Source organism: Asaia krungthepensis NRIC 0535 (assembly GCF_025995175.1).
Taxonomy (GTDB): domain Bacteria; phylum Pseudomonadota; class Alphaproteobacteria; order Acetobacterales; family Acetobacteraceae; genus Asaia; species Asaia krungthepensis.
The window spans coordinates 21565-45590 of the sequence record NZ_BAPV01000009.1 but is presented as its reverse complement, the minus strand read 5'-3'; the positions used below and the strand labels follow the sequence as shown (position 1 = coordinate 45590).

Below are 24026 nucleotides of genomic sequence, written 5' to 3'. Positions count from 1 at the left end.
GGTTTACAAAGATATTCTAGAGTGTTTTGACGTATATTGACGGGAAGGTCAGAAAAAAGCAGGACAACGCCCCCATCTGGACAATATTGTTCTTGCATGACGCTATGAAACATTGTGAATTAAGCTTGTTTTTAACGGAAATCGATCATTACTATAAAAATTACAAGAGAAATCGTTAAACCTATTTACCTGAAAAAACTGATGGTATAAAACCTCCGGTTAAAAGAGTTAAACTTCAACAAAGAGAAAATAAATGTCAGAGTCTGAAACCAATGTCGCCCTGCTTGAGTTGACCGCTCAGATCGTTTCCTCTCACGTTGCCAATAATCCGATGGCGGGTGACGATCTCCCCGGCATGATCAAGCAAGTATACAACGCTCTTCAGGGCGCAGGTCAGGCCGATCCCGAGCCGGAGCGCCCGCAGCCTGCAGTGCCGATCAAGCGCTCCGTGTTCCCCGACTATATCGTCTGCCTGGAAGACGGTAAGAAGCTCAAGATGCTCAAGCGTCATCTGCAGAGCGCTTACGGCATGACGCCGGAGCAGTATCGTGAGCGCTGGGGCCTGCCGAGCGATTATCCGCTGGTTGCCCCGAACTATGCGGAGCGTCGCTCGCATCTCGCCCGTGAAATCGGCCTCGGTCGCAAGATCAATGCAGGGGCCGATACGGCTGCCCGCGCCGCGACCGAAGAGAATACTGACGGGGAAGAGACCGTTACCCGCCGTGGTCGCGCAAAAAAGGCCTGAATCGGGTCAATACCCGGTAGACGGAACGAAAAAGGCAACTCATCCTGTGATGAGTTGCCTTTTTTATTTGATGCGCGGGAAAAAGACGGATGACAGGGTTCTCTCAACCTGGCGATGACACTGGCGTTGCCTTGCGCCACCAGCGGCGACGGCTTGTTCTGTGGCGCGGTGTGGCGATTGCCGCGCTCATCACCATGGGGATATGCTTGTTTGCGCCGGGGCTCCCACACAAGCCCATCGATCACCTCGCGAGATTGGAAATTACCGGCGTCATTGGAAATCGTGTACGCCCGACCGTTGAGGCAATCGGGCGCGCGGAGCGGGACCCCCATGTTCGTGGGATGGTGCTGGTCATCGACAGTCCCGGTGGCGGCGTGACCGGCGGCGTCGCTCTGCATGACGCGATCGAGTCCTTCTCCCGGCACAAACCTGTTGCCGTCTCCATGCAGGGGCTTGCGGCCTCGGCGGGTTATATGATTGCCGTCCCGGCGCAGCGTATCTTCGCTTATCCCTCGACCATCACGGGGTCTATCGGCGTGATCATGATGCGGCCCGATGCCTCAGTGCTCCTCGGACGGATCGGGATCTCGGCCGAGGCAATCGCTTCTGGACCGATGAAAGACCAGTCCCAGCCTTTCACTGCACTGAAGCCCGAGGGGCGACAGATGCTCCAGGGGATCGTCGACGATCTCTTCGACCAGTTCGTCACCATGGTGTCCAGAGGGCGACATCGACCTGTCGACGAGATCAGGTCGCTTTCTGACGGGCGGCCTTATACCGGGCGTCAGGCCATACCCCTCCATCTGATCGATGCAATCGGGGATGAGGATCAGGCCACGGCCTGGCTGAAAGGGCAGGTCAAAGGCGCAAAAGATCTCCCGGTCCGGAAACTTGCTGCCGACAAGCCGCCCAGAACACTATGGGAGCGCCTGCATCATCGATTTGGGGGTTCCTGGTTCGGCCTTCCGGAGGCGCTGGAACAGGTAGCCGCCTATCAGACGCTTGACGGTGCGGTTTCGATTTTGCCACGGTAAAAACCTGACATCGCCGCTGGGCGGGTGTCTGCGCCTGTCCAGCCTTTTCGAAAGCCTGCCGAGTTTCCCATGACGAAATCCGAACTGATCGCCGAACTCTCTGCAGCACATCCTCATCTCAATGCCCGCGATATCGAATTGATCGTACAGACGATCCTGTCTGAAATCTCGTCTGCACTTTCTCGCGGCGACCGGGTCGAAATCCGCGGCTTCGGCGCGTTCGTCGTGAAAAAACGCGATGCCCGTCAAGGTCGAAATCCGCGCACCGGCTCTGCCGTCGCTGTCGGCGAGAAGACGATTCCTTTTTTCAAGGCAGGCAAGGAACTTCGTGAGCGGGTCAACGCCCATGCAGGCAAGCGCGGGTAAGGGTAGGCCCCGGTTTCAATCATCAATGCCGCTCGTCGCGGCAAGGCGTCACGCAACCGAATGCTGATTGGAAAATCAGTGTTTGGCTGTTTGTATCTCGCTCAGCAGGAAGTCACGCAACACGGTGATCCTCTTCGACATCTTGAGTTCTTCCGGATAGACGAAGAATGCTTCCACAGTCGGTATAGGCTCGTGGGGCAGGATCCTGACCAGCTGGGGATGCGCCTGTGCAAGATAGGTCGGCAATGAGCCAATCCCGGCCCCGTTGGCGATTGCGGTTGCAATGGCGGGGAAGCTGTTGATCTCGAGCTTGTTGCGAACCGATCCATGACATTGCCGGCGCACGAGCTCCAGTAACCAGAAAGCGTCCGGGAGCGGGGGTGAAATGCCGGCAAATCCGACCAGGTGATGCTGCCCGAGGTCAGCGATGCTCGTCGGCATACCATGCTGATCCAGATAGGCCTGGCTGGAGTAGATAGGCATCGGGAAATTGGCCAGGTGACGCTGGATCAGATCTGCCTGACGGGGCGGATGCATGCGAATGGCGACATCGGCTTCCCTCATCCCCAGATCGAGATCCGTATCCTCCATGATCAGGCTGACCTCGATATCGGGATGCAACGCAAGAAAGCGCTGCAATCTGGGGGCCAGCCACCCAAGCCCGAAGCCGGATGTCGTCGTGATTTTCAACTCGCCCTTGGCCTTGACCTTGCTCTCGCTGAGATAAGCCTGGGTAAGGGAAAGCTTGGAGAATACCTCGCGCACCGTGTGGTTGAGCGTCTCACCCTGTTCGGTGAGGATCAAACCGCGGGCATGGCGATGAAAAAGGGGGACATTCAGTGTTTCTTCGAGAGCCGAGATCTGGCGCGAGACGGCTGACTGGCTGAGATTGAGGCGGTCGCCGGCATGGGTGAAAGAGCCGGCCTCTGCAACGGCATGGAAGATTCGCAGTTTGTCCCAGTCCATGCGGCTTTCCTAGAGCTCGTCCTCGACCGCGCAAGGATGGAACGCGGCAGGAAACGGAATTTCCTGGGCGTTCCATGCGGTCATGAAATCTTGATCACAATGACTTGGCAGCATTCCACGGCGCTGCCAAGTCATTTTCTGCGCAGGATCTTACGCATAAATAACGATTTTTGACTCAGGAAAGACCAGCGAGAAGATGCTCGGCCTCAAGCGCCGCCATACAACCGGTACCGGCTGCAGTTATAGCCTGTCTAAATTTCTTGTCCTGCACGTCACCAGCCGCAAATACGCCCTGAACAGAGGTCTGCGTGCTGCCCGGCACAGTGATGATGTAGCCTTCGGGGTCGCACTCAATAGTGTCACGGAAGGGTGCCGTATTCGGGCTGTGGCCGATCGCGACAAAAACACCGTCAACGGCCAGTTCCTGTTCGGCGCCGTTCTGCGTGTCACGCAGTTTCACTCCGCAGACAGTTTCGGGCTTGCCCGCCCCGAGTATTTCCTCGACTGCGTGGTTCCACAATACGGTGATCTTGGGATTGGCGAATAGCCGGTCCTGCAAAATGCGCTCGGCACGCAATGTGTCGCGGCGATGAATGAGCGTCACATGATCGGCATGGTGGGTGAGGTAGAGTGCCTCTTCCACAGCTGTATTGCCGCCGCCAATCACGGCCACCTTCTTCCCACGATAGAAGAATCCGTCGCAGGTGGCGCAAGCCGACACGCCGCCGCTCTGCAATCTGGCTTCTGAGGGCAGGCCGAGCCATTTGGCCTGGGCACCTGTGGCGATCACCACCGTCCGCGCGAGATACTCTGCGCCCGAATCCGCAGTCAGTCGAAAATACCCGTCTTCGGTCTTCTGGTCGAACCGGCATTCGGTGATCAGATCATAGTGCATTTCGGTGCCGACATGCTCAGCCTGGAGGCGCATCTGCTCCACCAGCCAGGGTCCCTGTACCGGCTCGGCAAATCCCGGATAATTCTCGACATCGGTGGTGATCGTCAGCTGGCCACCCGGCTGAAGCCCCGCCACGAGAATCGGCTTGAGATTGGCGCGCGCCGCATAGATGGCTGCCGTGTAACCCGCTGGCCCGGCGCCGATGACGAGCAGATCGGTCTTGAAACTCTGGCTCACTGATTGGGTCCTTAATCGGGGCCCGGTGCTGGAAGCGCCGGACCGATATGACATCACAGGTGTGAAGAGACATGGCTCTTGGTTCAGGATGCAGATATAGGTGATGCAGCGCGCCTGCCAACCGACTAGTTTTGACCGACCCCACGGTGACGATGACTGACCACGACCCAGACGATCATATTCCCCATCATCATGCGTCGAGAGGCGATTCGCCTCTGGGGAGTTCCTCTTCCGCATCTCCCGCGGGTCCGACGGGTGGAGGCATTGTCGATCTGGACGCCATAGATCGTCAGATCGTCGCTGAGTTGCAGCGCGATGGCCGTATGACCAACGTCGAACTCGCGCGACGCACCGGTATATCGGCGCCGCCCTGTCTGCGTCGTGTCAGACGCCTTGAGGAGATCGGGGTCATCGAAGGCTATCATGCCGATGTCGACGCCTCGCGGCTTGGGTGGTCGCTGACCTTCTTCGCGCTGATTGGGCTCGAGAGCCAGAAGGGCAGTGTTCTGGAGGCTTTCGAGGCCGAGGTGGCGGACTGGGCCGAAGTGCGGGAATGTCACATGATCCGGGGGGGCGGAGACTTCCTCGTCCGTCTTGTGGCACGCGACGCAGCTCATCAGAACTATCTCACCAAACGCCTGACCGATCTCGATCACGTGGTGCGGGTTCAGACATTGCAGACCATCAGGACCAGTCTGAACAGGGCCGGTGTTCCCGTATGAGTCTCCCGCTTCCAGCGGATCTGACACTCGTCATTCCCTGTTACAATGAGGCGGAGAACGTTGTCCCCCTGATCGAAGGGGTAAGGCAGGCCCTCGGCTTGCTGCGCTGGGAGATCGTTTTCGTCGATGACGATTCGCCCGACGGTACCGCCCGCATTGTTGAGCGAGAGGCGCAGCGCGACCCGCGCATCCGCCTTGTACGACGCGTCGGACGGCGCGGTCTTTCCTCTGCCGTGATTGAGGGCGCCTTGTCCTCCACGGCTCCGGTCATTGCCGTGATGGATGGCGACCTGCAACATGACGAGAGCATTCTGCGTGATCTCGTGACGCCTTTGCTCGAAAACCGGGCCGATGTGGCTGTTGCGAGCCGTCACGTTGAGGGAGGCGACAGCAGCGGGCTGGCCAATCGATGGCGTCATATGCTCTCCCAGGCCGGGATCAGACTTGCACAGTCCATTCTGCCCATGCCGCTCTCGGACCCGATGAGCGGGTTTTTCGCCATGCGTCGCGCGAGTTTCGAGCAGGCCGTGCCCAGCCTTACCGGTACGGGGTTCAAGATCCTGCTTGAGATTGTCCTCTCGGTGCCCGGTACCACCCGCCTGATCGAGGTGCCCTTCGTTTTCCGCCCGCGCGTCGCGGGGGAAAGCAAGCTGAGTCCGCTTGTGATGGTTCAGTTTCTGGGCATGCTGATCGAGCGAGGCTGTGGCGGGTGGCTGCCAACGCGGTTCATCATTTTCGCTGCGGTGGGCCTGGTTGGCGTCGCCGTCAATCTTCTTGTCTCGGAGATTGCGCGTTTCGCAGGGGCGGATTTTGCAACCGGTCAGATCATCGGCACGGCAATTGCCATTCTGGCGAATTTCCAGCTCAATAACCGCATCACCTATCTTGACCGCCCGTTGCGCGGCAAGCGATGGCTGCCCGGATTATTGATCTTCGTGATCGGCGCGGCGATCGGCGCTGTGGGCAATATCGGCGTGGCGCAGCTTCTCTACGACACACACGCTCACTGGAGCCACGCCAGTGCCGCCGGTGCCGTTATTGGTGTGGTCTGGAATTATGCGATTGCCTCAACCCTCGTCTGGCGCTGACACCTTCAGCTTCTGGCATGTGCGTGACGTGTCGGCCACGCGGCTTTTCTGGCTGCTTCTGACATGTCTCACCGCTTTGCGTCTCGCTCTGGCCGCAAGGCTGGGGCTGACGCCGGACGAAGCCTATTACTGGCTCTGGTCGCGTCATCTTCAGCCCGGTTATCTCGATCACCCGCCGATGATCGCCCTGTGGATACGCGTGGGTACGGCGCTATGTGGCGAGAATCCCCTCGGGATCAGACTGCTGGGGCCATTATCCGCCTTTGTCGGCTCCGGAGTACTGGCCGCTGCGGGGCGCGATCTCCTGGGAAGTCGTGCCGCGGGGTATCGCGCGGCGCTCCTCCTTAACGCCACGCTGATGCTCGGGCTGGGCGCGGCTACCGCCACGCCTGACACGCCTCTCGTCTTCTTTATCGCCCTTGCCCTCTGGGCGCTCGGGCGTCTGTACAGAACCGGGCATAGCCTGTGGTGGATTGCAATAGGACTGTGCTTCGGGCTGGCGTTCGACAGTAAATATACAGCGGTCCTGCCGGCCTTCGGATGTGGTCTATGGGCGTTATCCACGCCCGAGCGTCGCAAGCAATGGCTTGGCCTTCTTGGTGGGGTTGCCGCTGGCATGGTCGCCATCGCGCCAGTACTGTTCTGGAATGCGACTCATCACTGGGCCAGCTTTGCCAAGCAGGGGGGGCGGGCAGGGGACTGGCAGCCCCTCCGGGCGCTCAGTTTCCTCGGCGAGCTTGTGGGGGGGCAGATCGGTCTCGCAACGCCTCTCGTCTTTCTGCTTTTCTGTGTCGGGATTGTCTGGTGCATACGCCGCTCACGGGCGGAGAGCGTTGCACGATTACTAGCCTGTCTCTGTCTCGTACCGGTCATTGTGTTCGTCCAGCACGCTTTCGGGGGAAGGGTCCAGGCAAATTGGCCTGTGGTTCTTTACCCTGCGGCTGCATTGGCTGCCGCCTCGACCGGGTGGCGTATCGGGACAGCCTGTGCGCTCGGACTCACCTTGACCGCTCTGGTGACATTTCAGGGCCTGTTCTCACCGCTCAGATTATCGGCCCATCATGACGTGATTGCCCGTCAGACCGCAGACTGGTCGGGGCTTGCCTTGCGCGTACGGGATGCCATGCCCCCCGGTCAGTCCCTGATTCTAGGGGACTACGCTCTGGCGGCGATCATGACCTATCACGATCCGACCCATCCGGTATTCAGCTATGACCAGCGATGGGCGTATCTGGATCGGGAACGACAGTCCCCGGGTCCTTCCCTGCTTCTGGTGCGCGACAGTGAAAAGCCCGACTTGCCTTCTTCCTGGCTTGGTGCCGACAGGCCTGGACGATTCTGCCGCCTGCTTCGCGGGGAACCGATCCTTTGCTACCGCCTGATCTCGGTGACGATACCCGAACGATCGACCATGTTCCGCCTGCCCTGAGCCGGTAAGAGGCGGCATTTGTCAGCCGGATTTTCGGGGCTGGCTGTCCAAGGGTAGATGAAGCGGATCTGTGAGAGCACATCGACTGCATTCCTGATGGAATCCGAGCGGTCGGAGAGTGTCATGATGCGTCGCTCGCCGATGCGTTTTCCAAATGCCGAGCATTTCCCTCCCTGCCGGGGTGCTCTACGCTGGTTTGATCATCCAGCAGGGGAAGCACCATGAGACGCATATTCGTGGCGATGACATCGCTTGTTTGCACGTCGCTGCCATTTGTCATGCCCGTGGCTGCGCGAGCGGCTGCCGATGGCGCGTCAACCCATCTAGTCGTTCCATCGCGTACGGTGCTCGAACAGGTCGAAGGCAAGGAGGCACTTGACTGGGTCAGGGCGCAGAACAGCCGCAGCATGGAAAGGCTGCAGTCAGACAAGCGCTATCAGAAGTTTCACGACGACGTGCTGGCCGTCGAGCAGGCTCCGGGGCGGCTGCCTCTACCCGACCAGGCCGGGGGACGTCTTTGGAACTTCTGGCAGGATGCCGCTCACCCCAAGGGCCTGTGGCGCGTGACGAGCGAAGAGTCCTTTGCACAGACGACGCCGGACTGGAAAACCGCCATCGATCTGGATGCCCTTGCCAGGGAGGAGAAGCGCGACTGGGTGTTCCAGGGCGCCGATTGCCTCGAACCTGACGCCAGGCGCTGCCTCGTCGTGCTCTCGCTGTCGGGCGAGGACGCAGCGTCCTATCGGGAGTTCGATACGACTACGAACAGTTTCGTGTCAGGTGGTTTCGATCTGCCGCGTTCCAAGCAACGCGTGGCGTGGCTCGACCAGGACAGTTTGCTCGTGGCGCGTGACTGGGGCGCGGGCAGCATGACGCGTTCCGGCTATCCCTTCAGTGTGCGCCTGCTCAAGCGGGGGCAGCCTCTCTCCGAAGCGAAGGAAATCTATCGCGGGGCCGAAGGGGATATGATCGTGGAGCCTCAGGTGCTGCACGACGAAACCGGGCATCAGATTGCCCTGATCCAGCGCAATCTCGATTTCTTCAGGAGCGAATACAGGGTCTATGATCCGGCGACGGGCGCGCTGAGGCAGATCGCTCTCCCGCAGAAGATCGGGTATCTCGGATTCTATGCTGGCAAGCTCGTTCTGCGTCTCGACGAGGACTGGACGGCAGGGGGGCATTTCAAACGTGGCAGCATTATCGCGGTTGACCCGTCAGCGCCCGGCAAGACACCCACGCTGGTCTTTACGCCCAAGGACACCGAGACAACGACCGATATCGGCGTGACCTCGAAAGGGGTGATTGCAGTTGTCTACACGGACGTACAGCCCTCGCTCCGACTCTACACCCCGACCGGAAAGGACGGGAGCTGGCATGAAGCCTATTTCATTCTGCCACGCATGAGCTCGGCCACCCTGCAATCATCCTCTCCTTCAGCCAGCAACGCCTATCTCAGGGTCGAGGGGTACATCAGACCGCCGGAACTCGTGCGTTTTGACGCGGCGAAGATGGTGGCGCATCGGGTCAAGTCCACGCCTGCCCTGTTCGATGCCAAGGGGCTGCGCACCGAGCAGTTCTGGGCCAAATCGAGCGATGGGGTGAATATTCCCTATTTCGTCACCCATCGCCGTGACTGGAAAATGAACGATCGTAATCCGGTGCTTTTTACGGCATATGGCGGCTTCGATCTCTCCTACCTGCCAACCTATTACGCCGATATCGGCAAGACGTGGCTTGAGCGGGGGGGTGTGTATGTGGTGGGCAATATACGTGGCGGCGGCGAATACGGACCGGCCTGGCACGAGGCGGGGATGAAATCCGGACGGCAGCATGCCTATGACGATTTCGCAGCGATCGGACGTGACCTCGCAGAGCGTCACATTGCCAACAAGGATCATCTGGGAATACGTGGGCGCTCCAATGGTGGGCTGCTGATGGGTGTAGAGTTCACCCAGCATCCCGAGCTCTGGAAAGCCGTCATCATCGGGGTGCCGCTGCTCGACATGGAAAATTTCGAGACCATGGCAGCGGGCGCCTCATGGGCGGCGGAGTACGGCCATATGGCCATTCCCGCCGAACGCAGCTTCCTCCAGAAGATCTCGCCTCTGCAGAATCTGAAGAAGGACGTTGCCTATCCGGTGCCGTTCATCTTCACCTCAACCAAGGATGACCGTGTCGGACCGGTCCATGCACGCCTGTTTGCCGCGCGTCTCGCTGAGCTGGGGAAGGATTTCTACTACTATGAGGACACCGAGGGCGGTCATGCGGGCACCGTCAATGCTCAGGAGATCGCTCATGAGCGGGCGCTCGAAGCCGTGTACCTGTCTCAGACCCTGATGGATCAAGATGTTCAGGCGGCACATTGACCGGAGGCTGCGCCGCATTGCGTGGGCACCCTAGACTATTTAAACTGATACCGAAGGGAGGAGGGACTTTCCCTCTTTCCTTGAGGGCCTCGTCTTGGGCTGAGGAGGTAAGAAGGCACAAAAAAACCGCCGTGAAAACGGCGGTTGTTCTGTTTGCCGGTTCGGCAGGCTGATCAGAAGCCTTCACGCTCCAGGCGCTTGCGCTCCATCTTGCGTGCACGACGAACCGCTTCTGCGGCCTCGCGAGCGCGACGCTCGGAGGGCTTCTCGAAGTGGCGACGCAGCTTCATCTCGCGGAAAACGCCTTCGCGCTGCATCTTTTTCTTGAGCGCCTTGAGCGCCTGATCAACATTGTTGTCACGAACCAGAACCTGCACGGGTCTGCCATCTCCTGTCCGACCATGAAGATCATGGTCTGTTTGTAAATGCGATGCCAGGAACGCGATACCGATGGCAGAGCGTTCCAAAGAGGCCGCCGCCTTAGCACAGGTTTTCGAGGGGACACAAACGGTTTGAGCAGTATCGCCCGAAATTTATTCATGTCACGATGCGGATCAGCACGGGAACTTTTCCCCAAGGGCGAGGACTGGATCGGGTAATGGCGTTGCTGAAGATCGCGCGTATGGGGCATCCGGTATTGCTCCAGAAGGCGCAAGAGGTTGAAGACGTTCACTCTTTGACCATCAGGCAGCTTGTCTCAGACATGATCGAAACGATGCTTGATTCGCGTGGCGCCGGGCTGGCAGCCCCCCAGGTTCACAAATCCTTGCGTCTGTTCGTTTATCATGTGCCGGAGGCGCGCTGTGCCGCAGGTGAGAGCCCGATTCCGCCACGTGTGCTGATCAATCCCGAAATCACGCCTCTGGGCGATGATACCATGGAGTGTACCGAGGGCTGCCTCTCTCTGCCCCTGCTGCGCGGTGTTGTGCCTCGTCACGCTGCCGTCACCTATAAGGGGCTGGGTCTTGATGGCGCGGTCATCGGCGGTGAGGCACGGGGCTTTCATGCCAACGTGCTGCAACATGAATATGACCATCTTGAGGGTATTCTCTACACCATGCGCATGACGGATTTCGCGAGCTTCGGTTACGCCGAGGAATTCGCCACACCCCGGGACAGCGAGGGATGAGCATGTCAGGCCTGCGTGTGCAGCGCGATGCGCCGGGTCAGGCGCATCTTTATCTTCGCGAGGAGCAGATACGCCTCACTTATGAAGCCATGCTTCTGGCCTGGCGGGAGTTGAGCGCGATCTGCGATCCGTTTCAGCGTGACCAGCAACTTGGATCGGCGCATCATCGTGTGATGTTTCTGGTCTCTACCCATCAGGGTCTGACCATGAGCGCCTTGCTCCGGCGTCTTAACATCACCAAACAGAGCCTGAACCGGGTCCTGCAGGATCTGATGGCCCGTGGCCTTCTTGAGCAGCGGCCCGACGAACGGGACAAGCGCCTCAAGCACCTCCATCTGACCCCCCAGGGTGTGGCGATCGAAGAAGAAATCTTCGGCGCGCTGCGCGACCGGATGACGATGGCTTACAGAGCTGCAGGCGGTCAGGCCGTCGAAGGATTCAGGCGCGTTCTGGCAACATTGCAGGGCGAGGGGGAAACGCCATGAACCAGGCCCATGTGCTTGTGGTGGATGACGATGCGCGGCTGCTGCGGCTGTTGCAGCGCTTCCTGTCGGAAAACGGTTTCAGGATCACCACAGCCATGGACGCGGAGGCGGCGCGCAAGATTCTCTCCGTCACCCAGCCTGATGCGATGGTGGCCGATATCACCATGCCCGGTGAAGACGGACTGAGCCTGACGCGCTGGCTGCGGGAAAAAGGGCAGGTCTGGCCCATCATCCTGCTCACGGCGCGTGGCGAGCCCGCGGATCGCATCATCGGGCTGGAATCGGGAGCGGATGATTATCTGGGCAAGCCTTTCGAGCCGCGTGAGCTGCTCCTGAGGCTTCAGACCCATTTGCGGCGTCATGTGCCCCGCCCTACCGGCGCGCCGCGTCTGCTGCGACTGGGAAAGCTGGAATTCGACACGGGTCGCGGTCTGCTGAGCGGACCCGAGGGGATTGTCCATCTGACGAGTGGGGAGGCTGCGCTTCTGGGCGTGCTGACACGATCCCCCGGTGACATCCTGTCGCGTGAGGCTATTGCCGAGGCTCTCGGCATGGACGAGATCGGCGAGCGCGCTGTCGATGTGCAGGTGACGCGTCTGCGCCGCAGGATCGAACCCGACCAGAAAGAGCCCCGCTTTCTGCAGACTGTACGCGGCAAGGGGTACGTGCTGAAGCCGGGAAGCTGAGGCGGGTCATGCAGCTCGCACGACTGCCGGAGCGTCTTATACGCCGGGTGCTGCCACGTTCCTTTCAGGGGCGGTCGCTGCTCATCGTGCTGATGCCGCTCCTGATTACGCAGATTGTGGCGCTGCAGCTCTTCTACGGAAATTATCTCAGTGTCGTGTCGCGCCGCCTTGCCGATAGCGTGGTGGCCGATCTGGCTCTCATCCGGGATTCGGTCGAGCATCAGCCCGCTGCGAAGGACTGGCTTATTAACCAGGCGCGCTGGCGCATGCAGCTGAATATCACCTTTCATCCCGGCCGGAAATTCACTCCCCGGGATGCGTCTTTCGTACTCGGCCCGATGGACGAGGATCTGACAAGCGCGGTCCGGCGGGTCTTCGATGCACCCTGCCATATCGACTGGAATGCCACGCGCCAGAGTGTGAGGCTGGAAATCCCGTTTGGCGATGGTGTGCTGGACGTGATCGTGCCTCGCAAACGGCTCGATGTCGGGCCGATCTGGCTGTTTGTCGCCTGGGAGGTCGGAAGCGCGATTCTGCTTTTCATTGTCGCAGGGCTGTTTGTCGGGCGGCAGGTACGCGCCGTACGGCGTCTGGCGAAAGCGGCAGAGAATTTCGGCCTCGGACGCGATGACGGCCCGATCCAGCCACAGGGCGCGCTCGAAATTCGCAAGGCCGCACTTGCCTTCAATCGCATGCAGGCACGGGTCAACCGGTTTGTGACGCAGCGTACAGCGGTCCTGGCGGGGGTGTCGCATGATTTGCGGACCCCGCTGACCCGTCTCCGCCTGACCCTGGCCATGATGCCTGTGGAGGGGGCTGTGGAGGCGCAGGAACTGCGTCCCGATATCGACGACATGGTGGCCGATATTGCCGAGATGGAACGTCTGATTGGCAGTTATCTGTCATTCGCCCGTGGTGAAGGGGAGGAGGAGCCGGTCCCGACCGATCTGCTGTCCATGCTCCATGACGTTGCGGCAGCCACGACACGGGCAGGTGGGGAGGTGCTGGCCATCCATGCCGAGCAGAGTCTGGTCGCTCCGGTACGACCGGACGCGATGCGCCGTGTGCTGATCAATCTGGCGGAGAATGCGCGTCGCCATGGTGGGCGCATGACCTTTTCGTTGCGCCAGACCGGACGCATGATCGAGATTACCATCGATGATGATGGCCCTGGCATTGCCCAGTCGCGACGCAAGGATGTGTTCAGGGCTTTCAGCAGTACGTCGGGCCCCGAAGGTGGAAGTGGGCTGGGGCTGACAATCGCGCGAGACATCATGGCCGCCCATGGGGGGAGCGTCATGTTGCGTAACAGCCCGCTTGGCGGGCTACGCGTCATGCTGAAATTACCGCGCTGAGTTGTGCTCGCTGTGGAAAGGCGTGGGGCTGTTCTCACGCTCCTGTAGAGTGATGGTCAGGGATGATGGCGCCATAGAGGGCGGGTAGTCCGCGTGAGATCGTATTGAAGCGTCATGATCGCCGTGTGGCTGCCGCCCATAGGGCATGCCGGGCCTCAGAAAATAGTCTCAGGCCAGAAACAGCAAAGGCCCGATCCAGAGACCGGGCCTTTGCTTGGCGGGATCAGACCCGGGGGGAGGGCATAGCCGCTGCGGTGTCCCCTGTCCCCGTTTCCCGCACTGATAGGCTGTTCGACAGATCAGGGGATGGAGTTGCCCGTGCCGCCATGGCCCGTTCCGACACCAGCGCCCAGCGGGCCCTGCGTTCCGCCGAACGTGCTGCCCATGTTGCTCATGGGGTTGTAGCGGCCGACATTGCCCAGCAGCTGCTGAAGCACATTGACCTTCGTACCCGGGGTCGGTGTGGTCTCGCCCACCATGCCGACATTATAGCCGTTCTTGCGATGCAACGTGTCGACGCGACGCAGCACGCCGCCATTGTCGAAGGCAAGGACCAATACATTCTGCTTTGTGACACGCGGGAAGCCGAGGGGCTGCGGCACGGTCACCATCGAAATGTAGATCCAGGTGTTGTCGTCAAAGGTGGAGTGGGTGGTCGGCGATCCAAGCAGATCGGTCACGTCGTTGCGTGTGCTCGTGCCCGGAACGAGTTGGGAATAGTCATCCTTCTCAATCAGCGAGCCGCGATTCTGGGGAATCGGTCCGAATACGGAACAGCCAGCCAGAGCGATCGGGGCGATGCAGAGCAGGGTGCGCGCAATCGCTGCACGCGATTTCTGCCGCGGGGCGGTCTTCTTGGAGGCGCTCTTCATGGCGGGCTATGTCGTCCTGCAGTGATCGAAACAAATTCGGCAGATGGCCCCGGGACGAAGGAAACACTGTTCCACCGCACTCGCAGGACGATCCAAGTCTTCTATATTGCGCAGACGAAGGTTAAGGCAATTCGGAAAAGGCGGACTTGGAGCGGGTTTCTCCCGCAGGAGTCGGTTTTTCCCCAAGGACAGTGTCAGGAAGACAGCCATGAGCGACAGACAGGATTTCGACAGCGCCCCTCTTTCCCAGCCGGAATTCTCGCGTCGTCTGGTCATCAACCGTATCGGGCATGAGGGTCTGAACGAGACCATCAAGGCCAAGGAAGACGAGTGCAGGAAGCTCGCCAAACGTCTGGATATCCCTGCAGTGCGTGCGCTCGACTGCCGCTTTCGCATTATCCCTGAGGCCTCCGATCATTTCGTGCTTGAAGGCGTGCTAACCGCGCATGTCGTGCTTGAATGCGTGATCACGGGAGATCATTTCGAGGACGCGCTGAACGAATCCTTCGCCGTGCGCATGGTGCCTGCGCGCCGCTTCTCCGAGGAATCGGCTTCGGATCTCGAGGCGATCGACGAGATCCCCTACGAAGGAAATGCACTCGATCTTGGGGAGATTGCCAGCGAGCAGCTTGCCCTGATGTTGCCCGCCTATCCGCGCAAGCCAGGAGCAGCTCTCGAAAATGCGGTTGACGAAGCCCCCCGTGAGACGGCAGAGGAAGCCGCAGATGAAGCAGGTAGCCGACCCAACCCGTTCGGTGCCCTGGCCGGTCTGTCTCTCCCTAAAAAAAAGACGGATCTGAGCTAGAAACGCACAGGATGCTTGCGACCCGGCTTCGGGTCTGCTAGAGCCGCCCGCCTGATCATAGTGAACAGCATCGTTTCCCGCTGCGGTCGAATGGCGACCGGTTGCAGGGACGATCTAAGAAGAAAGAGGCTCCTGCCATGGCCGTCCCCAAAAGAAAGACCACGCCGTCCCGCATGGGCATGCGTCGCAGCCACCACGCCCTGACCGTTCAGGCCCATGCCGAATGCAGCAACTGCGGTGAACTGAAGCGTCCGCACCATGTCTGCGCGCATTGCGGTCACTATGACGGTCGTGAAGTCGTGGCTTCCGGCAAGACGCTGAAGACGACCGTTCGCGTTTGAGGCTCGATGGCGCTGGCCCAGACAAGGGTCGGCGCATCTTGTTTGAAATGAGACGCGGGGCGGAGCATGACTGACCTGAATGTGCCGGCCAGCCAGGCCGCGCCTTACAGCCTGGCTATTGATGCGATGGGTGGGGATCATGCCCCTGAAATCGTTCTGGCCGGTTTGGATCGGGCAGCCGATCGACATCCCACAGCCAAAATCCTGCTCGTCGGCGACGAGGCCGTGCTGCGTCCGCAACTTGCGCGCTATACCAAGGCACAGCGAATCTGCGAGATCCGCCACGCGCCGTCTTCCATCTCGATGGAAATGAAGCCCACAGCGGCCCTACGCATGCGCGACTCTTCTTTGCGCATGGCGATCGATGCGGTGGCCTCGGGTGAGGCGGGTGGCGTCGTGTCTGCTGGTAACAGCGGCGCGATGCTGGCTCTCGCCAAAATTGTTCTCAAAACGCTTCCCGGCATCACGCGACCGGCCATGGCAGCCGTCAACCCGTCGGCGCGTGGCGATGTGGTCATGCTCGATCTCGGGGCCAATATCGCCTGCGACACCCGCAATCTCGTTGAATTCGCGGTCATGGGCGAGGCTTTTGCAAAGGCTGTGCTCGGGCTTCCTGCGCCGAGCATCGGCCTTCTCAATGTCGGCGCCGAAGAGCTCAAGGGCGATGAGCGTCTGCGCGGCGCTGCCGATATTCTGCGCGATTCGCCGCTCGCAGCCCAGTTCCATGGTTTTGTCGAGGGTCATGACATCACAGCGGGCACGACCGATGTGGTGGTGACAGACGGTTTTTCCGGCAACATCGCGCTCAAGACGGGCGAGGGGGCGCTCAAGCTCGTCTCCATGCTTCTTCAGCGTGTCTTTAAAACGAATCTGCTGACCCGTATCGGCTATCTTCTCGTTCGGCCTGGTCTGGAGCGGATGAAGGAGTGGATCGACCCCCGGCGGTATAATGGCGCCGTGTTTGTCGGGCTCAACGGAATTGTCGTCAAATCGCATGGCGGCGCCGATGCCGAGGGGTTTGCCGCTGCAGTTGACGTTGCAATGGATGCAGTGACGCATTCGATCAACGAGAAGATCCGCGAGCGTCTCCGTCAGGTTGAAGCCTTGATGGCGGCCGAGGCCGACGGCGAACGCGCCCCGTCACCCACCGCGGCCTGAAAACCGCGGAGGCGACAAATCGGCTGCCTGCGTCCGGTGGTGCTGGGCGTTATTCATGCCTTCTAATTCCAGGAATCCTTCTCGCTGTTGATCCGGCCCCCGAGGCAGTGTGAGCTCCAGCCGCAACCCGTCGGGGTTGGCTCCATCCCGGGCTGGCGCGATGCCGGATAGGCTGGTATCCGCAGGGGTTAGCCGTATCGGCAATAGTTCAAGAGGTATAGACATGTCCCTGCGCGCGCGCCTGATCGGCTTTGGCAGCTATCTGCCGAAGCAGATCGTCACGAACGCCGATCTGGCCGAGCGTATCGATACATCTGACGAGTGGATCAGGACCCGTACCGGTATCGCCCAGCGCCATGTTGCCGGCGACGGAGAAACGGCGGTGAGTATGGCCGTCGAGTCCGCGCGCGCTGCCCTTGATTACGCGAATACCAGCGCCGACGACGTGGGCGCGGTGATCGTCGCGACGGCGACACCTGATCAGTCCTTTCCGGCGACTGCGGTGCGCGTGCAGGCTGCATTGGGCATGACAGGGGGCTTTGCCTTCGACCTGACTGCGGCCTGCTCAGGGTTCGTTTACGCTCTGGCGACCGCAGAGGCATTCATTCGCAGCGGTCAGGTCAGGAAGGCACTGGTAATCGGCACCGAAGTCTATTCGCGTATCGTCGACTGGGAAGACCGTACGACCTGTGTCCTGTTCGGCGATGGTGCAGGCGCGGTGCTGCTCGAGGCCACGGAGGAGGAAGGGTACGGTATACTCTCGACCCACCTCCACAGCGATGGGAATTACGGGGATATTCTCTTTGTCGATGGCCCTGCCACACCCAGGCCCGTTCTGCACATGCAGGGGCGTGAAGTGTTTCGCCATGCTGTTGCCAAGCTCTCTTCCGTGGTCGACGAAGCGCTTGCCGCAAACGGGTTCCAGCCCCAGGACATTGCGTGGCTGGTTCCGCATCAGGCCAACCTGCGCATCATTGAGGGTATGGCCAAGAAACTCGCCCTTCCGCTCGACCGGGTCGTGATAACCGTCGACCGTCATGCCAACACTTCTGCGGCCTCCATCCCGCTTGCACTGGACGAAGCCGTGCGTGATGGGCGAATCAAACCCGGCGATCTGGTGCTGCTCGAGGCGCTTGGCGGTGGTCTGACCTGGGGCTCGGCGCTGCTGCGTCTGTAATGTCTCTGGCGGGTTACGTCAGAACACTGATTTGATTGATTTTCATTACTGTCATGATACGGTGCTGTCATGACCACGGTGACCCGCGCGCAAATAGCAGAGCACATCTACAGTGAAGTAGGGCTGTCCCGGCACGAATCCGCCGATCTGCTCGAGACGGTTCTCGAACTGATCGCTGCGCGGCTCGAAAAAGGCGAGACGGTCAAGCTGAGCGGATTCGGAACGTTTTCCGTCCGCCAGAAGGGCCGCAGGGTCGGCCGTAATCCAAAGACCGGTATCGAGGTGCCGATTTTACCGCGCTCGGTGCTGGTGTTCCGACCAAGCCAGATTCTCAGGGCAGAGGTGAATGGCGAGTCGATTGAAGGTCTGGCCAGTGAAGGCGAAGATTCATGACGACCACCCACGCTGCATCCGACCTGCTCAGGGGCACCGAAGAGCGTACCGATATCGAGCGCCTGGTGAAGGGCCCGAACGCCTACCGCACCATCAGCGAAGTGGCTGATGAGTTGCATGTGCCCCAACACGTGCTGCGTTTCTGGGAAACACGCTTCCCCGAGGTCAAGCCGCTGAAGAGAGGCGGTGGTCGACGATATTACAGCCCTGAGGATATCGACACGCTCCGTCAGATCACGGACCTGCTCTATGTGCAGGGCTACACGATCAAGGGTGTTCAGCGCGTCCTCAAAGAGCATGGAGCGGTCGGCCCGGTGCCGGTGGCGGGTAACGCGGCGGGGAGTGAGGTTTCCCACGTTGCGAGTGCCGATGCGCAAGCTGGTCAATTGGCTCCTGAAGCATTGCGCGCGCCATTCGAAATTCCTGCTTTTCAGCAAGCTGAAGAGCCTGCCTCTGCCAGCGGCGGGGAAACGCCTCTCGCGTCACAGTTTGAAGACTCCCACTCCGCCGCGATCGTCTCGCAGGAAGGCGATCAAGATCATGCCGCGACGATTGCCGACCCGGGTGAAGAAACGAGCGGTCTGCCGGATGTCGAGGCCCGGTCAACGCTGAATGAGACGCGTGATATCGATACGGCTGCATCCGAGCAGGAAACCGGAGCAGCGGCTCTTGCCGCGATCCTGCAGGATGAGCTTGAGGACCTTCGGTCGCGTCAGGAGCAATGGCGTCACGAGCGCCGTACGCTGCGTCTTGCCCTTGAAGATGTGCTGGCAGAGCTCGATAATCTCAGGGGAATGCTTCCAAGCGCCTGAAAACGTTCAACGCATAAAAAACTGACCTTGGGCGCTTGCAGGAAAAGCGCCCTCCTGCTACACGGCCTCTACCGCAGGACTGACGGGCAGTAGCGCAGCCTGGTAGCGCATCAGTCTGGGGGACTGGGGGTCGTGGGTTCGAATCCCGCCTGCCCGATATCGTTCGTCCTGCGGTTATTTTCTCAAAAATAGAATCTCCTCCTGCTCCTGCCAACGCGTGGGCATGCGTGCTTTCATGGCGTCGGGATTATTCCCTGGCGGCAGAGGTGGGCAGGTCTGTGCAGGTCCATGACGCGGGTTAAGGGCTCTGACGCGTCGCCAAGGTTGACCCCGGCGGACAACAAAAAAAGGCCGGGGAAACCCGGCCTCGCGTGTTCGCGCGCATCGCTGCGTTTTCATCCAGCGTGCCTGTCAGCGTGCTTCCTCACGCAATTGCACTTCCGAGTCAGAACTCCAGATGCGCCACAGGAGATGGACGGCCGCCATGATGGCCGGGCCGAGGAAAAGGCCCAGAAGTCCCCAGGTCTCTACACCCCCCAGGATGCCCAGAAGAACCCACAGGAACGGCATCTGTGTGCTTCCACCAATCAGCGCCGGGCGTATGAAATGATCTGCCACGAAGATAACGATGGCTCCAAGAACGATGATCACGATACCGGCAATCATCTTGCCCTGCACGATGATCAGGAGTGAGGCCAGAATGACCGTGGGCAGACCCAGGAACGGGATCATGGCGGCAACGCCGGTCAGGAGAGCAAAAAGGAGGGGCTGGGGCGTGTCTGTCAGTACATAGGCGATTCCCATGACCAGGCCTTCGCCAAGGCCGACCAGAACCAGACCGGCCACAGTGCCATGCACCGAAGAGATCATCTGACGTGCGAGCTTTTCGCCGCGCTGACCGAAGGTCCGGTTTGACACCACCAGCACGCGATGGATGATATCCGCCCCATCACGCAGCAGGAAAAACAGGGTCAGGATCGAAAACAGGAACAATGTTGCGCGTCTTGCAACCTGCGTGGTGACCTGTCTGGTGACGGCCATGCCATGGCCGGCATCGAACGAGTGGAACAGACGGTTGAGATGTTCCGGATTGACCAGATTATTCTGCCACCAGCGCGCGACCTGGGCCCTTTCGAAAGGCAGATCGTTCAGCCAGTCCGGCATCGGTATGCCGGTATGGCGCACCTCGTCGATCCAGTGCAGCGCGCTCTGCGCCTCTTCGGCGGCCTTATAGCCCACAAGGCTGAGCGGCACGAGAAAGATGAGGGCGATAGCCGCCGTGAACAGCATGGGGAGCCATTCTGTACGCCCGAAGCGCTTCTCGGTGCGCTGATAGAGCGGCCACGAAGCGATAGCGAATACGCAGCCCCAGAGCAAAGCGGGCAGGAAATTCTTGAGCGTGAACAAGGCCAGCGCGATGAAGAAAAAGCCTAGAAGACCCCTTGAGCGTCTCTGCCCCCGCCCAACGGGCGAGCCGGTCGCCTCTGTAAGGTCGTCTTCCCCCGGCTGGTCCTGACACTCGGCAGATTGTCGGGTCAGGCCGGCTGGTGGCATGGCGTTCGGGTTGGTCATCATGTTCCTCGGGGCCAGCATCGCCTGCTCCGATCGTCGTGTGTTGACGTTTCGCGGTCTCGGAGACGCTGCCTGTTTTTCTCTAAATCCTGATCAGATCAGGAGGGCGATTCTCATTTCCGGCAAGTTACGGTCGCGCGTCAACATGCCAGTCCACTTTACGGTGCAGGATACGCCTAAAACGAGGCGCAGCCAGAGTGAATGAACGCAGCGACGGAACTCTGGTTGAACCGTTTTTTATAGGCGTCGCGTAGGGCGGTCAGCTTCGCGCCCAGACCGGGGCTGGAAGGCGCGATGATCCATACCAGTCGCGCGCGCTCGTGGATGATCGGTGACGCGGGGGTGTCCTGCCATTGTCCGCGCACTTCCATGACCGAAAGGCCCGCGGGGAAGCGCGGCGTCACCTCGCGTGCAAGGAAATCGTCCCATTCAGCCTCTGTGATCTCGCCTCCTTCAGAAAGCGAGAGCCCGAAAGCAAGGGTGATGGATTCCGCGGGGGCACCCGTAATCGCCTTGCAGAGTGTTTTTTCCTGAGGCGTGGGAGCCGGTGCGGTCGCGCATCCCGAAATCCCCAGCAGCGTGGCCCCGAAAATGAGCGCTTGGCCGGAAGGGAGAATCCGGCGCAATGGAAGACGTCTCACTGGTGATCGAGCGCCGCACGCAGGATCGTGCTCTCATCGGGTGTGAAAAGCCCATGGCGCAGGAAGAGGTCGATCAGCACGAGATTGACATTGAATTTGATGTCGTTCGTGTCGCGCACCAGAGCAAAGACCTGTTCGAGAGCCATGAGTTCGAAAAAGGCCACTTCTCCATCCACCGGCTGCGGGACGAACTCGGTTGGCAGGAGCAGATCATAGCAGTAGAGCGTGTCCTGACGCAGGCCCTCAGGCCGTGCCATGGCGTAGCGCAGGGTTGCAACGGCTTGGGCCTGTGCCGCGAGCTCGGGCGGGATAGCAGCTTCCTCCCCCGATTCCTTGATGAGCGCCTCCATGGGGGTGAGCCCGGTGCAGATGCCCCCTGCCGCCAGATGGTCGAGTTTGCCCGGGTCGAGGCGCTTGTTCGAAGCGCGATGGCCCATCCAGACGAAGCATTGGCCATCTTTCTGCACCAGCCCGTTCAGATGCACACCGGCGGCGGTGCAGCCCAGCAGAGGCAGGGCGCCACGATCGATCTGGCCGATCACCTTCCCCTGATTGTCGGACACGTCGAAAAGCTCGTTATGAGGCCGATAGAGCCCGCGCTCGGCCAGGGTAACGCCCAGCCCGACAAGCTGTGCGCCATTCTCGATGCGGAACTCTTCCCCCTGAGCCAGACCAAGTTGCGTCAGGACCTCGAAGGCGCGGGGGTCGACCAGCCCGAATGGCGTTTCCCCAGCCAGAAAAAGGCGTCTGCCCCCAGGGAGAATGGCAGTCTTGCACTGCCTGATATGGGCCAGAAACGGGGCAAGGCGATTGTCGTGCATGGAGGGCGGTACTCTCTATTCTGAGGGTCAACGATATCGCGTAACGGGAGGCGATTGCAAAACGCTGACGCACACCACAATTTGGACTCATGTCCTTCTCGTGGCGTTTGCCTCTCGCCGTCACCAGCCTTGTCCGGGCCTGGCGTCTCGTCCTTTCTCATGACATCCGCTTTTTCCGCATCGGCATGGGTCTGACGCTGTTGCTGCTTCTGGGGGAGCGGCTCTGCATTCTGGCCACACCCTACATGTTCAGCCGACTGGTCGCGCATTTCTCGGTGCCGGATCTGCGGGTGGTCGTGCCTGTTATGCTGATCCTGTCCTATGCCGGGCTGATTTTCTTCCGGAGCGTTTTCTCGGCGTTGCAGGAGCTGGTGTATCAGCCGGTCGGGCAGCGGCTCCAGGCGCTGACGGCACAGGAGGCCTTCAGGCATCTGCTCGATCTGCCCTATCGCTTTCATCGTGACAGGCAGACAGGCGCCCTCACGCGTGCCATCGAGCGCGGCTCCGAGGCCGCGGACACGTTGTTGCGTCTGGCGCTCTTCAATGTGCTACCAGCCATGCTGGATACGGGTCTGACCATTGCCGTCGTGTTCCATTTTCTCGGTCCACGATATGCGGCGGTGATTGCTGTAGCGCTCGTGAGCTATATCGCCCTCGCGCAATGGTTCGTGCGCCAACGGGTCAGGGCGCGGCGACAACGCAATGAGGCCAATGGCCGCGCCCAGCACTTCCTGCTCGATTCCCTGCTCAATTTTGAATCCGTACGCCATTTTGCCAATGAGCCTCATGAATATGCGCGCTATGAGCGCGCGCGGCGCGAGCAGGAAAAAGCCAGCCTTCGCATGACCTTTGTTGCCGGTCTGTCCTCGGTCAGTCAGAACGCCATGATCGCGCTGGCAACGCTTGCCCTGTTCCTCATGGCGGCGCGCGATCTGGCGGCTGGGAGACTGGATGTCGCTGCTTTCGTGCTGATCGGGACCTATCTGCGCACGCTTTATCAGGCCATCATCTCGCTCAATCTCGTCTATGCGGGGTGGCGCAATGCCTGCGTCGATCTGGAGCACCTGACCGAGCTGATGGACGAGACACCCCGGGGCGGGGAGGGTAGGGATACTGGCAGCGCTCCGGCAGGGATCGAGCCTGCCTCACTCTCCTTTCGCGATGTCAGTTTCGATTATGACGGGCGCGAGATTCTTCACAGCCTGTCCTTCGACGCCGGGCCGGGCGAGACGATTGCGCTTGTCGGCCCGACCGGGGCAGGAAAATCAACCATAGCGCGGCTCATCCTTGGGGCTTATGCGCCGCGTTCAGGCTCTATCCTGCTGGATGGGCAGGATCTGACGACCCTAGCCCCTGTCGATCTGCATCGCATGATCGGCGTGGTCCCGCAGGACACGCAGCTCTTCAATGATACGATCGGCTACAACATCGCCTATGGTCATCTGGAGGCTACTCAGGAGGAGATCGAGGAGGCCGCGCGTCTGGCCCAGATCCATGACTTCATCGATGGCCTCGAGGAAGGGTATGAAACGTTGGTCGGCGAGCGTGGCCTCAAGCTTTCGGGTGGAGAGCGTCAGCGTATTGCTCTGGCGCGCATCATTCTGCGCAAGCCACGGCTGCTTCTGCTGGACGAGGCGACGAGCGCGCTGGATACCAGCACCGAGCTGCGGCTCATGGAGGCCTTGCGTCAGGTGACTTCCCGCCAGACCACGATCGCCATAGCCCACAGATTATCGACCATACGGCACGCGACAAGGATTCTGGTGATCGAGTCCGGGCGTATCATCGAACAGGGCACCCATGAGGCACTGATGGCGCAACATGGACCCTATTTCGAGATGGTGACCCATCAATCCACCGCAGTGCCCTAGTTTTCCGGACGGTGCTTCCCTAACTGTTGCTCCATGATGCCCGCCCGGCTGGTCACCGAA

At 60.3% G+C, this 24026-nt stretch carries 25 protein-coding genes and 1 tRNA gene; 19 read left to right on the top strand and 7 right to left on the bottom strand.

Features of this window, described 5'->3' with window-relative positions; translation table 11 throughout:
• Nucleotides 1-253 precede the first annotated feature (253 nt).
• The 3 genes from AA0535_RS06255 to AA0535_RS06245 all read left to right on the top strand — a co-directional run bounded on the left by AA0535_RS06255 (nucleotide 254) and on the right by AA0535_RS06245 (nucleotide 2145).
• Nucleotides 254-745 carry a MucR family transcriptional regulator gene (locus tag AA0535_RS06255; RefSeq protein ID WP_264815076.1) on the top strand — a complete coding sequence of 164 codons (492 nt, stop codon included), beginning with the start codon at nucleotides 254-256 and terminating at the stop codon, nucleotides 743-745.
• An 89-nt stretch (nucleotides 746-834) separates the two neighbouring features.
• Nucleotides 835-1779, top strand: a complete 945-nt coding sequence (gene sppA / locus AA0535_RS06250; RefSeq protein ID WP_264815075.1) for a signal peptide peptidase SppA — start codon at nucleotides 835-837, stop codon at nucleotides 1777-1779.
• A 69-nt stretch (nucleotides 1780-1848) separates the two neighbouring features.
• The gene (locus AA0535_RS06245) at nucleotides 1849-2145 is read left to right on the top strand and encodes an integration host factor subunit beta (protein WP_264815074.1); all 297 of its coding nucleotides are present in this window, start codon (nucleotides 1849-1851) and stop codon (nucleotides 2143-2145) included.
• 75 nt (nucleotides 2146-2220) lie between these two features.
• Here the strand turns inward: AA0535_RS06245 and AA0535_RS06240 are convergent, their stop codons facing one another.
• Together AA0535_RS06240 and trxB are read right to left on the bottom strand one after the other, a co-directional pair.
• A complete protein-coding gene (locus AA0535_RS06240; protein WP_264815073.1) occupies nucleotides 2221-3111 on the bottom strand; it encodes a LysR family transcriptional regulator in 891 nt (296 codons plus the stop codon).
• 175 nt (nucleotides 3112-3286) lie between these two features.
• Complete coding sequence (gene trxB / locus AA0535_RS06235) at nucleotides 3287-4243, bottom strand: thioredoxin-disulfide reductase (protein WP_264815070.1); 957 nt, start codon at nucleotides 4241-4243, stop codon at nucleotides 3287-3289.
• A gap of 152 nt (nucleotides 4244-4395) precedes the next feature.
• Between trxB and AA0535_RS06230 the strand changes: the two genes are divergently transcribed.
• The 4 genes from AA0535_RS06230 (at nucleotide 4396) to AA0535_RS06215 (ending at nucleotide 9848) form a co-directional block, all read left to right on the top strand.
• The gene (locus AA0535_RS06230; protein WP_264815069.1) at nucleotides 4396-4965 is read left to right on the top strand and encodes an Lrp/AsnC family transcriptional regulator; all 570 of its coding nucleotides are present in this window, start codon (nucleotides 4396-4398) and stop codon (nucleotides 4963-4965) included.
• Nucleotides 4962-6053, top strand: coding sequence for a glycosyltransferase family 2 protein (locus AA0535_RS06225; RefSeq protein WP_264815068.1), 1092 nt, complete (start codon nucleotides 4962-4964; stop codon nucleotides 6051-6053). The genes AA0535_RS06230 and AA0535_RS06225 overlap by 4 nt, the downstream gene beginning before the upstream one ends.
• Nucleotides 6022-7482, top strand: a complete 1461-nt coding sequence (locus AA0535_RS06220) for an ArnT family glycosyltransferase (RefSeq protein WP_373319290.1) — start codon at nucleotides 6022-6024, stop codon at nucleotides 7480-7482. Before AA0535_RS06225 ends, AA0535_RS06220 begins: the two co-directional genes overlap by 32 nt.
• Nucleotides 7483-7703: 221 nt before the next feature.
• On the top strand, nucleotides 7704-9848 hold the full coding sequence (locus tag AA0535_RS06215) for a prolyl oligopeptidase family serine peptidase (protein ID WP_264815065.1): 2145 nt from the start codon (nucleotides 7704-7706) through the stop codon (nucleotides 9846-9848).
• A gap of 173 nt (nucleotides 9849-10021) precedes the next feature.
• Here AA0535_RS06215 and rpsU read toward each other — a convergent pair whose 3' ends face one another.
• Nucleotides 10022-10225, bottom strand: coding sequence for a 30S ribosomal protein S21 (gene rpsU / locus AA0535_RS06210; protein WP_007283570.1), 204 nt, complete (start codon nucleotides 10223-10225; stop codon nucleotides 10022-10024).
• A gap of 221 nt (nucleotides 10226-10446) precedes the next feature.
• Between rpsU and def the strand changes: the two genes are divergently transcribed.
• From def to AA0535_RS06190, 4 genes are read left to right on the top strand one after another with little or no spacing between them, the layout of a single operon-like run.
• Entirely contained in the window at nucleotides 10447-10977 is a 531-nt protein-coding gene (gene def / locus AA0535_RS06205; RefSeq protein WP_264815063.1) for a peptide deformylase, read from the top strand.
• Nucleotides 10974-11462 carry a MarR family winged helix-turn-helix transcriptional regulator gene (locus tag AA0535_RS06200; RefSeq protein ID WP_264815061.1) on the top strand — a complete coding sequence of 163 codons (489 nt, stop codon included), beginning with the start codon at nucleotides 10974-10976 and terminating at the stop codon, nucleotides 11460-11462. Before def ends, AA0535_RS06200 begins: the two co-directional genes overlap by 4 nt.
• Nucleotides 11459-12148, top strand: coding sequence for a response regulator (locus AA0535_RS06195; protein ID WP_264815059.1), 690 nt, complete (start codon nucleotides 11459-11461; stop codon nucleotides 12146-12148). Before AA0535_RS06200 ends, AA0535_RS06195 begins: the two co-directional genes overlap by 4 nt.
• 8 nt (nucleotides 12149-12156) lie before the next feature.
• Nucleotides 12157-13503 carry an ATP-binding protein gene (locus tag AA0535_RS06190; RefSeq protein WP_264815057.1) on the top strand — a complete coding sequence of 449 codons (1347 nt, stop codon included), beginning with the start codon at nucleotides 12157-12159 and terminating at the stop codon, nucleotides 13501-13503.
• 299 nt (nucleotides 13504-13802) lie between these two features.
• Here the strand turns inward: AA0535_RS06190 and AA0535_RS06185 are convergent, their stop codons facing one another.
• Nucleotides 13803-14375, bottom strand: a complete 573-nt coding sequence (locus AA0535_RS06185; protein WP_264815056.1) for an outer membrane protein assembly factor BamE — start codon at nucleotides 14373-14375, stop codon at nucleotides 13803-13805.
• Nucleotides 14376-14583: 208 nt separating this feature from the next.
• Between AA0535_RS06185 and AA0535_RS06180 the strand changes: the two genes are divergently transcribed.
• The 7 genes from AA0535_RS06180 to AA0535_RS06150 all read left to right on the top strand — a co-directional run bounded on the left by AA0535_RS06180 (nucleotide 14584) and on the right by AA0535_RS06150 (nucleotide 19218).
• A complete protein-coding gene (locus AA0535_RS06180) occupies nucleotides 14584-15180 on the top strand; it encodes a DUF177 domain-containing protein (protein ID WP_264815055.1) in 597 nt (198 codons plus the stop codon).
• Nucleotides 15181-15317: 137 nt separating this feature from the next.
• Nucleotides 15318-15521, top strand: coding sequence for a 50S ribosomal protein L32 (gene rpmF, locus AA0535_RS06175; protein ID WP_023977526.1), 204 nt, complete (start codon nucleotides 15318-15320; stop codon nucleotides 15519-15521).
• Between the two features lie 66 nt (nucleotides 15522-15587).
• Nucleotides 15588-16679: a phosphate acyltransferase PlsX gene (gene plsX, locus AA0535_RS06170; protein ID WP_264815054.1), complete on the top strand. Its 1092-nt coding sequence runs from the start codon at nucleotides 15588-15590 to the stop codon at nucleotides 16677-16679.
• A gap of 223 nt (nucleotides 16680-16902) precedes the next feature.
• Nucleotides 16903-17856, top strand: coding sequence for a beta-ketoacyl-ACP synthase III (locus tag AA0535_RS06165; RefSeq protein ID WP_264815053.1), 954 nt, complete (start codon nucleotides 16903-16905; stop codon nucleotides 17854-17856).
• 69 nt (nucleotides 17857-17925) lie between these two features.
• Nucleotides 17926-18249: an integration host factor subunit alpha gene (locus tag AA0535_RS06160; RefSeq protein ID WP_264815051.1), complete on the top strand. Its 324-nt coding sequence runs from the start codon at nucleotides 17926-17928 to the stop codon at nucleotides 18247-18249.
• Nucleotides 18246-19061, top strand: a complete 816-nt coding sequence (locus AA0535_RS06155; protein WP_264815048.1) for a MerR family transcriptional regulator — start codon at nucleotides 18246-18248, stop codon at nucleotides 19059-19061. Before AA0535_RS06160 ends, AA0535_RS06155 begins: the two co-directional genes overlap by 4 nt.
• Nucleotides 19062-19144: 83 nt before the next feature.
• A tRNA-Pro gene (locus AA0535_RS06150) sits at nucleotides 19145-19218 on the top strand.
• Nucleotides 19219-19472: 254 nt separating this feature from the next.
• Here the strand turns inward: AA0535_RS06150 and AA0535_RS06145 are convergent.
• The 3 genes from AA0535_RS06145 to AA0535_RS15755 all read right to left on the bottom strand — a co-directional run bounded on the left by AA0535_RS06145 (nucleotide 19473) and on the right by AA0535_RS15755 (nucleotide 22095).
• The gene (locus tag AA0535_RS06145; protein WP_264815047.1) at nucleotides 19473-20654 is read right to left on the bottom strand and encodes an AI-2E family transporter; all 1182 of its coding nucleotides are present in this window, start codon (nucleotides 20652-20654) and stop codon (nucleotides 19473-19475) included.
• A 155-nt stretch (nucleotides 20655-20809) separates the two neighbouring features.
• The gene (locus tag AA0535_RS06140) at nucleotides 20810-21259 is read right to left on the bottom strand and encodes a DUF3574 domain-containing protein (RefSeq protein WP_264815046.1); all 450 of its coding nucleotides are present in this window, start codon (nucleotides 21257-21259) and stop codon (nucleotides 20810-20812) included.
• Between the two features lie 11 nt (nucleotides 21260-21270).
• The gene (locus AA0535_RS15755; RefSeq protein WP_373319289.1) at nucleotides 21271-22095 is read right to left on the bottom strand and encodes an NUDIX hydrolase; all 825 of its coding nucleotides are present in this window, start codon (nucleotides 22093-22095) and stop codon (nucleotides 21271-21273) included.
• A gap of 89 nt (nucleotides 22096-22184) precedes the next feature.
• Between AA0535_RS15755 and AA0535_RS06130 the strand changes: the two genes are divergently transcribed.
• Nucleotides 22185-23966, top strand: coding sequence for an ABCB family ABC transporter ATP-binding protein/permease (locus AA0535_RS06130; protein ID WP_264815045.1), 1782 nt, complete (start codon nucleotides 22185-22187; stop codon nucleotides 23964-23966).
• Nucleotides 23967-24026: the final 60 nt, after the last annotated feature.